This is a genomic window from Shewanella sp. Actino-trap-3 (assembly GCF_002836275.1).
In the GTDB taxonomy this organism is placed as follows: domain Bacteria; phylum Pseudomonadota; class Gammaproteobacteria; order Enterobacterales; family Shewanellaceae; genus Shewanella; species Shewanella psychromarinicola.
In genome coordinates, this window is sequence record NZ_PJCE01000001.1 from 4,070,187 (window position 1) to 4,084,945 (window position 14,759).

Below are 14,759 nucleotides of genomic sequence, written 5' to 3' on the forward strand. Positions count from 1 at the left end.
CGCCTTATTTTTTTGTATATTCAACGAGATATTCATTGGCCTTTGCTAGATTACCAAAGGCCGAGATAAGATTATTACGGCCTTTGTCTTGCAGTTCAGGGTTATCAGATTCAATCATCATCCATACCCATGTTTGTATTAGTTGTAATGGAGGGTACTGAATTTTTGTGTTATCCAACATAAAGCATCCTTTAAGTTAGTAAATCTTTGTCTGTTAATCATCAAACAGGCCTTTATTTGTACTCGAAGAGTAGCAAATTATGCTTACAGAAATAACTCTATTTAGCTTAAAAAAGCACAAAAAAACACAAATAAACCAAAAAATTATATCTTTGGCTAATAAGAATCTATTTTTAGTAAGCCTTAAGTATTACTAAACTTGACGTTAAAAAGATTAACATCAATAAAATTTGATAATATCCATTCCATTATAATGTGACGTAAGTCTGATAAGGAAATGGCATATAATAAGACAATCAATGTTTACCATTCGTAACACTGCCAATAACAGCGGTAATTAACTGGAGTAAAGATGAGACCTTCTGCGTATTTTGAAGGCCCGGTAGGGACGTTAAATTGGCAAGTTTTACGATTGTTATGGCCATATTTATTAGAATTTAAAGGGCGAGTATTGCTGGCGATGATTTGCCTCATCGTTGCTAAAATAGCGAGTGTTGGATTGCCATTTATCCTTAAAGACTTAGTCGATACGCTCGATAAACAATCAGCGACGCAGCTAATCGCCGTCCCTGTTGGTTTGGTGTTAGCCTACGGTGCGGTTCGCTTGCTCAATGTCATTATTGGTGAGGTACGCGATACCTTATTTGGTCGGGTTACCGAACGTGCTATTCGTCGCCTTGGACGGTCGGTTTTTGAACATTTACATCGACTCGATCTTGATTTTCACTTAGATCGCCGTACCGGCGGTCTGTCGCGTGACATTGAACGTGGCACCAGTGGTGTCAGTTTTTTAATGCGCTTTATGGTGTTTAATATCGTTCCTACACTGCTTGAAATTGTCTTAGTTATTGGTATTTTCTTTTATAACTATGGCGCGAGTTTTGCGCTGATCACCTTCTTCTCTGTTGTGACCTACATTGGTTATTCCGTCGTGGCGACAGAATGGCGTACAGGTTATGTGCGCGATGCCGCTAGAGCCGACTCGCTGGCAAATACTCGTTCAGTGGATAGCTTATTAAATTATGAAACCGTAAAATATTTTAATAACGAAGAATTTGAGTCGCAACGATATGACTCTGCGCTTGAGCAATGGGAAGTGGCAAAGCGCAAAAACCGTTTATCGTTATTTGCGCTTAATGGTGGCCAAGCGTTAATTATTGCCGTTGCTATGACTGCCATGATGGGGTTGGCGGCCTATGAAGTGAGCCAAGATTCCATGACTATTGGTGATTTTGTATTAATTAATGCGTTTATGATGCAGTTATTTATTCCGTTAAATTTTTTAGGGTTTGTTTATCGTGAGATCCGCGGTGCATTAGCCAATATTGAACGCATGTTTGATATTTTAGCCAAACAACCACAAGTATTAGATCAGGTTGATGCGATAGAAATTAGCCCAACCATTGGAGCGATAAAGTTCACTGATGTGAGCTTTCATTACGATCAACGAGCCATTTTAAAAAGTGTCAGTTTTGAGGTGCCAGCAGGGAAAAAAATTGCCGTAGTGGGCGACAGTGGCGCAGGTAAATCCACTATCATTAAATTGTTATTTCGCTTTTATGATGTTGCCAGTGGTTCGATCACTATAGATGGTATTGATGTGCGTCAGTTTAGCCAGCAAGCTTTACGCAGAGCAATCGCAGTAGTACCGCAAGATACGGTATTATTTAACGATTCTATTTATGAGAATATTCGCTATGGCCGTGCAGATGCTTCCCGTGATGAGATTATCGCGGCGATTAAATTGGCTCATTTGAGCGACTTTATTGAATCATTGCCAGATAAAGGCAATACCAAGGTCGGTGAGCGTGGATTAAAGCTTTCCGGCGGCGAAAAACAACGTGTTGCTATTGCTCGTGCTGTGTTGAAAGGTGCGCCTATTTTAGTGTTTGATGAAGCCACGTCTTCATTAGACTCACGCTCAGAGCAAGCTATTTTAAGTGCCTTGCGAGATGCTGCAAAAGGTCACACAAGTTTAGTCGTAGCCCATCGTTTATCGACCATTATTGATGCAGACCAAATAGTCGTATTGAGTAAAGGTAATATTGTTGAGCATGGCACTCATACTAGTTTATTAGCTCAGCAGGGTCTTTATGCTCGGCTTTGGCATATTCAAAATGAACAAGAAAATCTGGCGAAGGGCTAAGTGTCGATAAACATGTTTCTGCGTTATATAAACTAAAAGTGAGAGGATTAGAAGCTAGTACGCTAGCGGGGCTAGATCCTATACAAGCTAAAAACGAGAGGATTAGATGCCAGTACGCTGTGCGGCTAAATTCTAGAACCTAGCAGACTGAAGGTCGCTCTAGCAGGCCTATTCCTAGAACCTTGAACGCGGTCACTTCTTGATATGCTGGCTCCTCCATTTCAAGGTCGTTTAGGTATATATGATGATGTGGCGTAAAAACGGGCGTTTGGGTTTATCATTCTCTTACCATGAGTAAGAATTATCACCAGCGAAGTCGTTAAGTGGGGCATAAATAAAAACCTTTTTATAGCGTAAGCACTCTATAATGGAACACTTTAACAGCGCTGAATGGTGTTTAAACCGAATTGTTATATCTATGGCTAATGAATTTTTTGACGATAGTGATTAACGCAGTTAATCTATAGCCTTACTCGTGAGTTATATATCTCAGATAACATTGTTTTTCAATCAACTGGATTTTATTAAAGGTGCAGATTCGTGTATGGAGATGACTTGTGCATAATATTGCGTTAATTGCGGCGCTAGAAGGCACCCGGCATCAAGTGACAACAGATTGGTTTGCTATTATGGCAATGCTAAAAACGCGTAACATGTCTGATGATGCAATTAAAATAGTGTACAACGATTTGTGTGCTGGTTTAAGGGTGACGACTCGTGGCGTGACGTTAGCTAAGGCGATGGATAGTGATCTCGATAAGAGTATTGTATAACCTAGCCAATTAAACAAAATGATGACACGCAGGACACACTTTTGTTGTTTAACTCGCTCGAATCAACTCATACTGTTATATCGATTTGCACTGACTTATGATGCTAATGAATTGATATCAGTGTATCTTTTGGGATGCCATTATGGCTTTAATCGCTAATGTTAGGTTTTTTGGCGGATAAAACACTTGGAAGAAGATCGGGATATAGTAAGTTGCTTCTGTAATGACTAATTCGACTGTTGATTAACAATTGATTACTTTTTCTGCCAACTAATACACACCATTTTTATCAGTGCCGCTGGAGAAGGGTCTAGTGTTAAACGTTTAATTTTTCCTTGTTCAAAGCATACTAATTCTCCTTCGATTTCTGTCATTCGATTACAGTTTTTACAGCTTAAACTTAAGCTTTTTGCATTTAGATCTACTGCATTCGTTTTTATATTCAATACGAAACCCTCTGGATTGATGCCTCTTTAAATCACAATAAGACTACTTATTGTGATCAATATCAAGCATATTATACACCTTTTCTCATTTTCGGCAAAGTAATCCGCGCACTAGAGCCCTGTAATTTACTGGGGTTCATGACCTACACTATTGCATATGTCGGTAATGTTTATCGAGAGTGACTGCGACCCCAGACGATTGCACAATACGAGCATGGTGGCGGGTTAAATATCTTGGATCTGTTACGCCGCATGAATGTGCGATCATGATTAAATCATAGTGTAAAAAATGATTATAGTTTGCGACACGTACCGATTTATCTTTAGGATCTAAGCCTTTTTGTAGCCGTGTATTATGAGTTGTAATGCCAGTGGGGCAAGTGTCTTTGTTACATTGCAGCGATTGAATACAGCCTAAGGCAAACATATTTCCACGGGCGGAAGCAATAAAATCGGCACCAGTGGCTAATGCCCATGCCACATATGAGGGCATGATCATTTTCCCCGTAGCAATAATTTTAATGCGTTGCTTAAAGCCGCGTTCATTCAGTAAATCAACCAGTAACGGTAAACTCTGTCGTAGTGGTAAGCCCACATTATCCATCAGAGCTTGTGGCGCTGCGCCTGTACCGCCATCGGAACTGTCTAAGGTAAAAAAGTCTGGTGCATGCTCAATACCACGGCGCTCAATTTCATCCAGGAATTCGGTTACCCAAGACATATCGCCTAACACAGCCTTAATTCCTGTTGGTTTGCCGGTAATATCTCTTACCTGATTTATCATATCGACAATGTCAGCTACGTTGTTTAATTCAATGTGTCCATTGGGGCTAATTGAGTCTTGTCCCGCTGGGATCCCGCGAATAATGGCAATTTCTTCAGTCACTTTTATGGCGGGTAAAATACCACCTTTACCGGGCTTAGCACCTTGGCTTAACTTAATTTCAAACATTTTGACTTCAGGATGCGCTGCAATTTCGGTGAGTTTTTGTGCGTCTAAATGGCCTTGAGCATTACGGACACCGTATTTAGCTGTGCCTATTTGAAATACTAAATCACAATGACCTTTTAGATGGTAAGGGCTTAATCCTCCCTCGCCAGTATTGAGCCAACAGCCTGCTTTTGCTGCGCCATGGGATAGTGCTGTAATCGCTGGGCGAGATAATGCCCCAAAGCTCATTGCTGATATATGGCAAATTTTCTCGGTTATGTAAGGGTGATTACAATCGGGGCCAATGGTGACAGCGATGGTTTTATGGGTGTCATGATCATTGATGGGGAATGCTGAGTTCATGAACATTACTGCCCCCGGTTTATCTAAGATCTGAGTAGAACCAAACGCAATGGTGCGGTCAACATTTTTAGCGGCGCGATATACCCAACTGCGTTCGGCGCGATTAAATGGCAGCTCTTCGCGGTCTTGGGCAAAAAAGTATTGTCTAAAAAACTCGCCTTGTTTTTCTAGAATATACCTAAAACGGCCGATGACAGGGTAGTTATGCCGAATGGCTTGTTTAGTTTGCAGTTTATCAGCGATAAACATGTAAATTACCGCAATGAGCAAGAACCAGAATAACATTAATAAAAGACCAGAAAAAATATCTATTCCCCACATAAACCAATGTTGTTGCAGCATATTTTTGTCCTTAATTAAAATTCAGTGTGAGAGACTCAGTATGGGTGATAATGATAAAATTAATCTTATTAACTAGCCATATTAGCAATAACCAATACGAGGTAACTATATCGTTACACTTTTGACCTCGTTATCAAACGGTTTTCTTTTGCAGTAGTAAGGCATTAATTGATGCGATTGTGATGCGTTGAAGCTTACTTTTTCAATTTAGCGGGTATTGCTAATGTACACATTAACGCTGTTATTTGGGCTATCCTTTACATTATCGTTATGCAATATAGGCCTTTAGTTCGCCATTAATATCGTAAGGGGGTGAATGAGATGAATCGTTATATTTATCTATTATGACTTCAGAGATTCATTTTTTGGTCGATATTTAGGCTATCTATTATGCTAAATGAGAAATTATTATGGATGTTAACAATGCGGCTTCAACTAATGCGACCCCTGCACTAGAAAGTAAAAGCACTTCAACCCGTGCCGCCACTTCGTCAACTCAAGCCGCTTCCAATAACGCTAGCTCAGCGGTCAACTTATCCACCAAAATATCAGCGAGCCAACTCAGTCGTCAAATAATGAATAACAACATTCTGGCAGCACAAGAGGAAGTGAGCATTGCTGCCGGTGACAAGTCCATGGCATTACTTTATCGCGCCGCGATTGAAGCCATTAACGAAGAGCTTGCACCAATGCGAGGAGAAAACTCAGTCCAAAAGAGCCTTGCGAGTGGGGTTGATTACTCGCCAGAAGCAACTGCTGATCGTATTGTTAGCTTTGCAACAGCGTTTTTCTCTGTGCATCAACAACAAAACCAATCTATGGTGCTCGATGAACAAGTTGACAGCTTTATGCTCAAAATTGGAGATGCAATCGATCACGGTTTTAAAGAGGCAAGTGATATTTTGTCTGGTTTAAAAGTACTAGAGGGCGATATTGCTGCTGGTGTTGATAAAACATATGAGCTGATACAGCAAGGGTTAGCGCAATTTAGACAGGATAAGTCGACTAAAGATGGATCACAAAGCGTGACTCAAGCTACTTAGTCTCTTATGATTAAGATAGGCTTTCAGCGATAAGGATAGTGACTATGTGGACAACGGGTAAGGTAATTGAGCGCATTGATTGGAATGATAAATTATTCTCATTGCGCATCAAAGCCGATGTCGAACCTTTTATCGCAGGTCAGTTTATTAAGCTCAGCCAAATGCGTGATGAAAAGCGTGTCGCGCGGGCGTATTCACTGGTAAATTCTCCAGGTACGGATTATGTCGAAGTGCTGGCGGTGTCGGTAGAGGATGGGCAATTATCTCCAGATCTAAAAGCATTAAACCCGGGAGACACCATCGAAGTGACGCCCAAAGCGACTGGATTTATGACCTTAGATGAAGTGCCTAACGGCGTATTGCAAGGCAAACATTTATGGTTCTTTGCTACGGGTACCGCTGTGGGTCCTTTTATCTCTATGCTGGCAACGGCAGAACCTTGGCAACGCTTTGAAAAAGTCGTATTAGTTTATGGTGTCCGTTTCGCTGAAGATTTAGCTTATTTAGCAACCATTAACCAGTTTATTGAACAACATCCACAGCAGTTTGTGTTTATTCCGATTGTGACCCGTGAAGACTATCCTGAAGGGTTATCGTGTCGCATTCCTGATGGCATTAGCAGTGGATTAATTGAACAAAAAGCGGGGTTAGGGATTAATGCAGAACATTCTCAAGTGATGATCTGTGGTAACCCAGGGATGATAAGTGACGCTCAAATAGCCCTAGTAGATAAAGGATTAGCCAAAAATCTTCGACGTGCTCCTGGGCAAATAACGGTCGAAAAATATTGGTAATATCATAAATCATAAACACTAATGCCGTGATGGTAGATCCTCATCAGTGTTTACTGATTTGTGTGGGCATTCTTTCCCCCGCTTAAAAATTCACTATCCCGAGTGAAACAGCACTTGCTCCTTTTAAGATGATCACTTACCCTATTGCAATTGATAACCATTATCAATCGCGTCGACGATGGCGCAATATTGTTTCAGTTAGGGAGCGTTGATTAATGAAGTTGCTAAAAAGTGTCGCATTATTAGGGTTGGCTTGTGTGGCTTCTTCTGTCAGTGCAGCAGAGGCATTAACGGTTTATTCTTATCGTCAAGCTTTCCTGATTGAGCCCATTGTAGAAAAATTTACCCAACAAAGTGGTATCGACGTTAATGTCGTATTTGCTAAAGATGGCATTGCTGAACGGATAGCGCGTGAAGGTCGTTTATCTCCTGCTGACGTAATACTGACATCAGACTTTTCTCGCTTGATGGAGTTGGTGGATAAAGATCTTGTTTCTCCGGTCCAAAGCAGCATTATTGACCATAATATTCCGCCTCAATATCGCTCACAACAACACAATTGGTTCGCACTAACTATGCGCGTGCGTAATTTATATTCTTCTAAAGATCGTACTGGTAAAATTGATATTGATTACGAGGACTTAGCCTTAGCACAATACAAAGGTAAAATTTGTACTCGCAGCGGTAAACACCCTTATAACGTCGCATTAGTGGCCTCGATGATCGCTCATGATGGTAAAGCGAAAACTAAAACCTGGCTACAAGGGGTTAAAGCTAATTTAGCCCGTAAGCCTCAAGGTAATGATCGTGATCAAGTATTAGCCGTTAAAGAAGGCTTGTGTGATATTGCTATCGGTAACAGCTATTACTACGGCAATATGTTAATGGATAGAAACCAAAAAAGTTGGGCGCAAGCTGTCGACATTAATTTTCCTAATCAACAGAACCGTGGCGCTCATGTCAACGTATCAGGAATGGCATTAGCCAAACATGCTCCTCATAAAGACAATGCAATTAAATTAATGGAATTCCTTACCTCAGATGTCGCGCAAAAAATGTATGCTGAAGTGAACATGGAATATCCGGTAAAGGCTGATGTGGCGCCGTCTGAATTAGTGGCCTCGTGGGGTGATTTTAAGGCCGACAGCTTACCGATTTACACGTTGGCAGAATACCACGAAGCGGCAGTTAAATTACTCGACGAAGTGAAATTTGACCTGTAATTAAGGCTCGAACCTTAATAGACGATCAACCTCTAAGCCAAGCGCACGTAAACTTTTTTAGCGCACTATTGTTACGGTTAACAGTATCGATAAAATGAGTTGGGTGCGCTGAGTTAACTCGGTATTATTTATGATTTTAGGCCTAACCAGAAGCTGGTCGCTTACTGGTTATTTTATCGCGGTAATATTAACATTGCCGCTGATTGCCTTAATAGTGCAATCCACTCTTCCTGACGAAGCTGTATTTAGTCATTTGTTTAATACAGTGTTGCCGACATACATAGCCAATAGCTTATTACTGATGTTGTTGGTCGGACTTGGCTCTGTGCTATTAGCCATTCCTGCCGCATGGGTAATTGCCCGCTGTGACTTTCCTTTTCGACGATATTTTCAGTGGTTATTACTGCTTCCATTGGCTATGCCAGCTTATATTGTTGCTTATGTTTATACCGACATGCTCGACTATGCCGGCCCAGTGCAACGTACACTAAGGGACTGGTTTGAATGGCAATCACCTCATGATTATTATTTCCCCGCGATACGCAGCCTTGGCGGGGCGGCAATAATACTGTCGTTAGTACTATTCCCTTATATTTACTTATTAGCCCGAACCGCTTTTATGGAGCAATCTTCAAATTTGCTTTATGCATCACGGGTGATGGGTTGTAGTCCGTGGCGCAGTTTTTGGCGACTGGCATTACCCATGGCACGGCCTGCTTTAGCTGTTGGCGTTGCCCTAGTGGCTATGGAAACCGCAGCAGATTTTGCCACTGTAAGTTATTTTGCCGTTCCTACACTAACCACAGCTGTTTACGACACATGGCTTGGTTATGGCAGTTTAACGGCTGCCGCTAAGTTATCGGCAATTATGTTGTTGGTGGTATTTTCTATGATTGGTGTTGAACGGTTTGCCCGTCGCAAACAACAATTATTTCAAAAGCAATCATCCTTCAATGAAGCCGATCGATATGTGTTGTCATCAACTAAGGCCTGGATTGCGCTAGGCTACTGCACATTATTGTTATTTATTGCCTTCTTGCTGCCTTTTACCGTGTTATGTGTTTATGCCATTGATTATTTTAACGAGAGTTGGGATGCACGTTTTTGGCAATATAGCCTTAACAGCTTATACATTGCCGCTATCGTCAGTGCTGTGTGTATGCTGTTATCACTGATATTGATGTTTGTCCGTCGAGTCAGTCCGCGCAAAAGTGATTATCTTCCCTCTAGACTAAGCTCTACTGGTTATGCCTTGCCGGGCACCGTTCTGGCAATTGGTGTTTTGGTACCACTGACATTGATTGATTTTGCGATTAACGATGTTTACTATTGGCTGGGTGAACGTGGGCCGGGATTGTTATTGACTGGCAGCGTGTTCGCCCTGATTTTTGCCTTTTGTGTGCGTTTTATTGCCATATCTATCGGTAGCTTAGAGAACAGCTATAAGCGTATTTCGCCTTCTTTGGACATGGCGTGTATTACCTTGGGGCAACCCCCACTTCAACTGCTTTGGCGTGTTCATTTACCTTTATTGCGTAAAGGGATTTTTGCCGGTGCATTGTTGGTGTTTATTGAAAGTATGAAAGAGTTGCCCGCAGCATTATTATTACGCCCCATCGGATTTGAAAACTTAGCCACTTATGTGTTTCAGTTTGTCTCAGATGAAAAGCTTGAACACGGTGCATTAGCCGCGATTGTTATTGTGTTAGTAGGGCTTGTTCCGTTGATTTATCTTAATCGCTCCTTGGAGCAACAAGGCTAATTATGTCAACCTTAACCATTGAAAATATCTGTAGTGATTATCAAGGTCAAGTGATCTTGCGTCATTTGGATCTTACCTTGCTGCAAGGTGAAATTGTCGCATTATTAGGCCCCAGTGGTTGTGGCAAAACCACACTGTTGCGCGTGATTGCAGGTTTGCAAACTATTAGCCAAGGCTGTATCAGTATTAGTGGCCAGGTGATGAGCAGTGATGACGTGTTTGTGGCTAGTGAGCAACGTGGTGTCGGCATGATTTTTCAAGACTATGCCTTATTTCCACACTTAACCGTGGCGGATAATATTTTATTTGGCGTTAAAAACCTTAATGCAAAGGAGCGCCTAACTCGGTTGGATGAGATGCTTGATCTGGTTAAATTAACTGGCTTGGCATCTCGTTATCCTCATGAATTATCTGGCGGACAGCAGCAGCGAGTTTCGATTGCGCGTGCCTTAGCTTATCAACCTGAATTATTATTACTTGATGAACCTTTTTCCAATATTGATGCGCAGGTACGTAACGAGATGATGCTGGAAATTCGTGCCATATTGAAAAAGCGAAATGTGAGCGCGGTGTTTGTGACTCACAGTAAAGATGAGGCATTTGTATTCGCAGATAAACTGGCATTATTTAAAGATGGCGCCATTATTCAACATGGCAAAGCTGAAACCTTATACAGTTCGCCAAAAGAGCGCTACGTGGCTGATTTTTTAGGAGCGGGTAATTATTTACCTGTTACTGTAACGACTCGTTATCAAGTCGATTATGCTCTTGGCACTCTTAATAGTACTGAAAAATTACCTTGGCCTATTGGAAGCCAAGGGCAAGTATTATTAAGGCCACAGCAAATTGAAGTTCATCCTAATATCGATGGTCGTGGCTATATTGTTGAAAGGCATTTTCTAGGTACTGTATGCCATTATCAAGTTAAAATTGGCGCTGATATCTTGGATGTAAGTAGCCAATCAACGACACTAATACCAGGTCAACGAGTTGATATTCGCATTGCGCCACATCCGCTAGTCATTTTTAATTAACGATTGATGTGGTCATCTTAATTTTTGGGCATAATTGTTAACTTCCGCCCTGGATAATAACCCGTTATAAAATCGTTTACTGTCTAGTCCACTGTGCTGCATTAATTTAAAATAGACCATCACTTGCAGCAGCAGTCATAAGAGTCTGGGTCGGTTAATCAAATAAATGACAAGTTCGATAGCAAATAAGCTCAATACTATGATGTCGGCTTACGTAGAATATCCTGTAACTCGAGTTAAGTGAGTCATCAATTACAACAGATGTTCAATCTTTTACTTGAGATAATATGAGTACAATAGGTGATACAAATCAGCTAAATGTGAGTACACTTCGGGTAATGTATATTGAATTAAGATAAGCTATTAATTAGCGGAATTGATAAAAGATGCTATTGGTTATCTAATGACTACTTAATTACATCAAAGCGTTAAGTTATAACCATTTAGGCCGACATAAAGTATTAAGGTAGATGAGTTAATATGGGTAACCAAGTTATGCCTCGTGAACAGTTAGGGATTTGCGCAGAAGGGAATTTACACAGTGTGTACTTGATGTTTAATGCCAATGACGGTGTTGAAGATCAACTACGTCCGTCCATCGCTAATGTGGCGCAATACATTTACGAACTCACGGATCAGTATGCAGACAGTGCTTTTAATGGCTTTGTGGGTATTGGGGCCAATTTTTGGGATACTTTTTATCCAGAAGCTCGTCCAGCATTATTGAAACCTTTTCCTGCAATGAATGACGGTAATCGTGATGCTCCCGCGATGGAATATGATCTGTTTGTTCATATCCGTTGCGATCGTTATGATATTTTGCATCTTGTTGCTAATGAAATTAATCAAATGTTTGAGGATTTGGTTGAGTTAGTCGATGAAGAGCGCGGTTTTCGATTTATGGACAGTCGTGATTTAACCGGCTTTGTTGATGGTACTGAAAACCCTAAAGGGCGCCATCGTCAACAAGTTGCGCTCGTCGGTGATGAAGATCAAGACTTTGTATCTGGTAGTTATCTACATGTACAAAAATACATGCATAACTTAAGTAAATGGCATCGTTTACCACTTAAAAAACAAGAAGATATTTTTGGTCGAACCAAAGTTGATGATATTGAGTACGAGTCAGAAGATAAGCCATTAACCAGCCATACGAAACGAGTCAATTTAAAGGACCCACAGGGTAACGCATTAGAGATTTTACGCCAAAGCATGCCATATGGTTCGATTAGAGAACAAGGGCTAATGTTTCTTTCTGTATGCCGTACACCTGATAATTTCGAAAAAATGCTCCGCAGTATGGTGCACGGTGATGGTCATGGAAATCATGATCATTTAATGTCGTTTACTAAAGCGTTGACTGGGTCGTCATTTTTTGTACCATCACTGGATTTTTTAACTCAATTTGATGATGTGTAAACGCCGATTCTAGGCAATAAAAAAGCAATGCCATGGCATTGCTTTTTTATTGGAACAGTTTTTTTATTCACTATAGTTGAATAAGGATCTAACCGTTTCGAGAGTATCATCAATAGTTTTTATGCTTGCTGGGCAAATAAAAATAGTATCATCGCCGGCAATGGTACCTAATATGCCTTCTGGTTTGCCTATTGAATCGAGCAAACGTGCAATTAATTGCGCTGCACCTGGGCTGGTTCTTACCACAATCATGGCTTGGTTATGGTCAACATCCAGTACTAAATTCTTAACTGGACTACCCGCAGTCGGAACGCCTAGCTCGGCAGGGAGGCAATACACCATCTCTTGCTTAGCATTTCGAGTTCGCACAGCACCAAACTTGCTGAGCATGCGAGAGACCTTAGATTGATTAATATTACCGAATCCTTCGGCTTGAAGCGCAATAACAATCTCGCTTTGGCTTCCAAAACGTTCTTCTTTCAGAATCGCCTTAAAAGTTCGAACGAGCTCATCCTGATTTCTTGTCGCTGGCATAGTGATAATTCATCTTATAGTTGTTATTCAAAAAACTAGCACATTTTGAATATATTGGCTTGTTAAGTCAAGAAAGAATCAGATTTATTGAATAAAAATTCATTTTGCAGTGGAACTTTAAGCTGACACTTGGGTGAGTAATAAGTCTACCGACTTAAGTGAATAATTCACAGTATTGAGGTTATAAACCATAAATTAATATGGTGCTGTATTTAAAGAGGCTTTATCTGAAGATTCTTTATATAACGATCGTGGCGATGATTGTTTTGTTAGTACCAATAGCGTATCACCCTTTTCAGACAGCAGATTGAGTTTGCCTTTTGAGAAATCAATCTGTTGTACCTGTGCAATAGCGTGCATTAAATCCGCTTCTTGGGCCATTAAACTATCCACACAAGCTTTCATAGTTGATCCCGATGGTGCCATTTGGAGTCGATTTCCTTGTTGATCGTAATGACCAAAAAATTGATTACAGCTGTTATTGCCGCTTAACTCACCATTTTGGGCAAAAACTAATTTTGCTGGGCTATTATTGATGGTAGGAGTGTCAAGGACGACTTCTACATGCCAAGTACCAATTAATTGTTCATTTGAGACAATTTGAGTGTGGTTTTGACAAGCACTCAGGCCTAAAAATATAACGGTGGCGCCAAGAATATGCTTTATCATGCGAAGAGAGTTCCAAATACGAAAAAATTGCCGTTATTCTACTACTTGAAGGTGATTAAGAGCGTAAATAATTGTAATTTTTCGAATTAATGAACATTATTTAACGTATTAAAGAGTCTAAAATGATCAAAATACTCAAAGTGTTGCATATCGTTGGTTTAATCATGTTGCTGGTGGGCGTAGGATTACATTGGCAAAGTGATATAGGCCAGCAAGTCAGTGGTATATTAGTCATTGCCTTACTTATTGGTGTGGGGACATTAATTATGTCTCCGCTGCCTGTTGCGCTAGTGATAGAATGGTCTAAGAAACAATCTCCCAATTCAGGGTCAAAGGAATAATCATTGTCATTTATTATCCGTAAGGCGTTATTAACCGATGTTGCTGCTATTGTGCAGTTAGAACGTGCTCATGTAGATGATGAGTTGCTAGGTTCAAATAACCAACTTCATGCTCATTCACTCAGCAAAGGCGAGGTGATACAGCTTATCAATCAGCATTGGTTTATCGTGGCAGAAGAGCAAGAGCAAATCATTGGTTATGTGATGGCAGCCAAATGGTCCTTTTTTTCCGCGCAACCATTGTATCGCCATATTATTCAAAAAATTAAGTTTACCGATTTAGAGGGACAAACTTTATCGACCACTAATTCATGCCAATATGGGCCGGTTTGGATCCAAGAATCAAAACGTGGCCAAGGAGTATTTTCGGCGTTAGTCACTGAATTAAAAAAACAAGTAAGCAATACCTTTCCATTTATGATTACGTATGTCGCCGCAGACAATGCGCGTTCATTAGCCGCGCATCAACAAAAAGCGGCGATGACAGAGATTGATCAATTTAGTTTTGAACAACGTGATTATTGTTTACTGGCCACTGCCACTGCCACGGTAAATGGTATCTGATCAATTGTGTCGTTAAGGTGGTTATTTAACGTCAAGGCGGTATAAGGGATGGGATATATCGATAAAAACCGATTTATTTCAAGTCTGCAATATCAAACTGGCCATTGGCTTTGCTAACAAGGGGCATTGACGTGTTAGTTGTGGCCCTATTGTCAGTCAATGCAACACCGATAGCAGGACAAAGAGTTGTTTGAT

Annotated in this window: 15 protein-coding genes; 10 read left to right on the forward strand and 5 right to left on the reverse strand. The window is 40.7% G+C overall.

Annotated elements, in window-relative coordinates:
- Positions 1–4 precede the first annotated feature (4 nt).
- A complete protein-coding gene (locus tag CXF80_RS17710; protein WP_101034235.1) occupies positions 5–181 on the reverse strand; it encodes a hypothetical protein in 177 nt (58 codons plus the stop codon).
- A 351-nt stretch (positions 182–532) separates the two neighbouring features.
- On the opposite strand from CXF80_RS17710, the gene CXF80_RS17715 reads away from it, so the two are divergent.
- On the forward strand, positions 533–2,326 hold the full coding sequence (locus CXF80_RS17715; RefSeq protein ID WP_101034236.1) for an ABCB family ABC transporter ATP-binding protein/permease: 1,794 nt from the start codon (positions 533–535) through the stop codon (positions 2,324–2,326).
- Between the two features lie 557 nt (positions 2,327–2,883).
- Positions 2,884–3,099: a hypothetical protein gene (locus tag CXF80_RS17720; protein WP_101034237.1), complete on the forward strand. Its 216-nt coding sequence runs from the start codon at positions 2,884–2,886 to the stop codon at positions 3,097–3,099.
- A gap of 254 nt (positions 3,100–3,353) precedes the next feature.
- Here CXF80_RS17720 and CXF80_RS17725 read toward each other — a convergent pair whose 3' ends face one another.
- On the reverse strand, positions 3,354–3,545 hold the full coding sequence (locus CXF80_RS17725) for a hypothetical protein (protein WP_101034238.1): 192 nt from the start codon (positions 3,543–3,545) through the stop codon (positions 3,354–3,356).
- Between the two features lie 148 nt (positions 3,546–3,693).
- A complete protein-coding gene (locus CXF80_RS17730) occupies positions 3,694–5,181 on the reverse strand; it encodes an FMN-binding glutamate synthase family protein (protein WP_101034239.1) in 1,488 nt (495 codons plus the stop codon).
- A gap of 410 nt (positions 5,182–5,591) precedes the next feature.
- On the opposite strand from CXF80_RS17730, the gene CXF80_RS17735 reads away from it, so the two are divergent.
- The 6 genes from CXF80_RS17735 to CXF80_RS17760 all read left to right on the forward strand — a co-directional run bounded on the left by CXF80_RS17735 (position 5,592) and on the right by CXF80_RS17760 (position 12,456).
- A complete protein-coding gene (locus CXF80_RS17735; RefSeq protein ID WP_101034240.1) occupies positions 5,592–6,224 on the forward strand; it encodes a DUF5610 domain-containing protein in 633 nt (210 codons plus the stop codon).
- A 44-nt stretch (positions 6,225–6,268) separates the two neighbouring features.
- Entirely contained in the window at positions 6,269–7,018 is a 750-nt protein-coding gene (locus tag CXF80_RS17740) for a ferredoxin--NADP reductase (protein WP_101034241.1), read from the forward strand.
- A gap of 215 nt (positions 7,019–7,233) precedes the next feature.
- The gene (locus CXF80_RS17745; RefSeq protein WP_101034242.1) at positions 7,234–8,241 is read left to right on the forward strand and encodes an extracellular solute-binding protein; all 1,008 of its coding nucleotides are present in this window, start codon (positions 7,234–7,236) and stop codon (positions 8,239–8,241) included.
- Between the two features lie 130 nt (positions 8,242–8,371).
- On the forward strand, positions 8,372–10,003 hold the full coding sequence (locus tag CXF80_RS17750; protein ID WP_101034243.1) for an ABC transporter permease: 1,632 nt from the start codon (positions 8,372–8,374) through the stop codon (positions 10,001–10,003).
- A gap of 2 nt (positions 10,004–10,005) precedes the next feature.
- Positions 10,006–11,037 carry an ABC transporter ATP-binding protein gene (locus tag CXF80_RS17755; RefSeq protein WP_101034244.1) on the forward strand — a complete coding sequence of 344 codons (1,032 nt, stop codon included), beginning with the start codon at positions 10,006–10,008 and terminating at the stop codon, positions 11,035–11,037.
- Between the two features lie 480 nt (positions 11,038–11,517).
- Entirely contained in the window at positions 11,518–12,456 is a 939-nt protein-coding gene (locus tag CXF80_RS17760; RefSeq protein ID WP_101034245.1) for a Dyp-type peroxidase, read from the forward strand.
- Between the two features lie 63 nt (positions 12,457–12,519).
- Here the strand turns inward: CXF80_RS17760 and argR are convergent, their stop codons facing one another.
- Together argR and CXF80_RS17770 are read right to left on the reverse strand one after the other, a co-directional pair.
- A complete protein-coding gene (gene argR, locus CXF80_RS17765; protein ID WP_101034246.1) occupies positions 12,520–12,990 on the reverse strand; it encodes a transcriptional regulator ArgR in 471 nt (156 codons plus the stop codon).
- Positions 12,991–13,185: 195 nt separating this feature from the next.
- Positions 13,186–13,659: an META domain-containing protein gene (locus CXF80_RS17770; RefSeq protein WP_101034247.1), complete on the reverse strand. Its 474-nt coding sequence runs from the start codon at positions 13,657–13,659 to the stop codon at positions 13,186–13,188.
- Between the two features lie 122 nt (positions 13,660–13,781).
- Here CXF80_RS17770 and CXF80_RS17775 point away from each other — a divergent pair, with 122 nt between their 5' ends.
- Entirely contained in the window at positions 13,782–14,000 is a 219-nt protein-coding gene (locus CXF80_RS17775) for a hypothetical protein (RefSeq protein ID WP_101034248.1), read from the forward strand.
- A gap of 3 nt (positions 14,001–14,003) precedes the next feature.
- Positions 14,004–14,564 (forward strand): GNAT family N-acetyltransferase, encoded by a 561-nt coding sequence (locus tag CXF80_RS17780; RefSeq protein WP_101034249.1) that lies wholly within the window; start codon positions 14,004–14,006, stop codon positions 14,562–14,564.
- The last annotated feature ends 195 nt before the right edge of the window (positions 14,565–14,759 follow it).

Bases quoted from the DNA above. Each gene is read 5' to 3' on its own strand.
- CXF80_RS17715 (WP_101034236.1), top strand. From the start codon at position 533: ATGAGACCTTCTGCGTATTTTGAAGGCCCGGTAGGGACGTTAAATTGG.
- CXF80_RS17755 (WP_101034244.1), top strand. From the start codon at position 10,006: ATGTCAACCTTAACCATTGAAAATATCTGTAGTGATTATCAAGGTCAA.
- CXF80_RS17745 (WP_101034242.1), top strand. From the start codon at position 7,234: ATGAAGTTGCTAAAAAGTGTCGCATTATTAGGGTTGGCTTGTGTGGCT.
- CXF80_RS17740 (WP_101034241.1), top strand. From the start codon at position 6,269: ATGTGGACAACGGGTAAGGTAATTGAGCGCATTGATTGGAATGATAAA.
- CXF80_RS17750 (WP_101034243.1), top strand. From the start codon at position 8,372: ATGATTTTAGGCCTAACCAGAAGCTGGTCGCTTACTGGTTATTTTATC.
- CXF80_RS17730 (WP_101034239.1), bottom strand. From the start codon at position 5,181: ATGCTGCAACAACATTGGTTTATGTGGGGAATAGATATTTTTTCTGGT.
- CXF80_RS17760 (WP_101034245.1), top strand. From the start codon at position 11,518: ATGGGTAACCAAGTTATGCCTCGTGAACAGTTAGGGATTTGCGCAGAA.
- argR (WP_101034246.1), bottom strand. From the start codon at position 12,990: ATGCCAGCGACAAGAAATCAGGATGAGCTCGTTCGAACTTTTAAGGCG.
- CXF80_RS17735 (WP_101034240.1), top strand. From the start codon at position 5,592: ATGGATGTTAACAATGCGGCTTCAACTAATGCGACCCCTGCACTAGAA.
- CXF80_RS17770 (WP_101034247.1), bottom strand. From the start codon at position 13,659: ATGATAAAGCATATTCTTGGCGCCACCGTTATATTTTTAGGCCTGAGT.
- CXF80_RS17710 (WP_101034235.1), bottom strand. From the start codon at position 181: ATGTTGGATAACACAAAAATTCAGTACCCTCCATTACAACTAATACAA.
- CXF80_RS17775 (WP_101034248.1), top strand. From the start codon at position 13,782: ATGATCAAAATACTCAAAGTGTTGCATATCGTTGGTTTAATCATGTTG.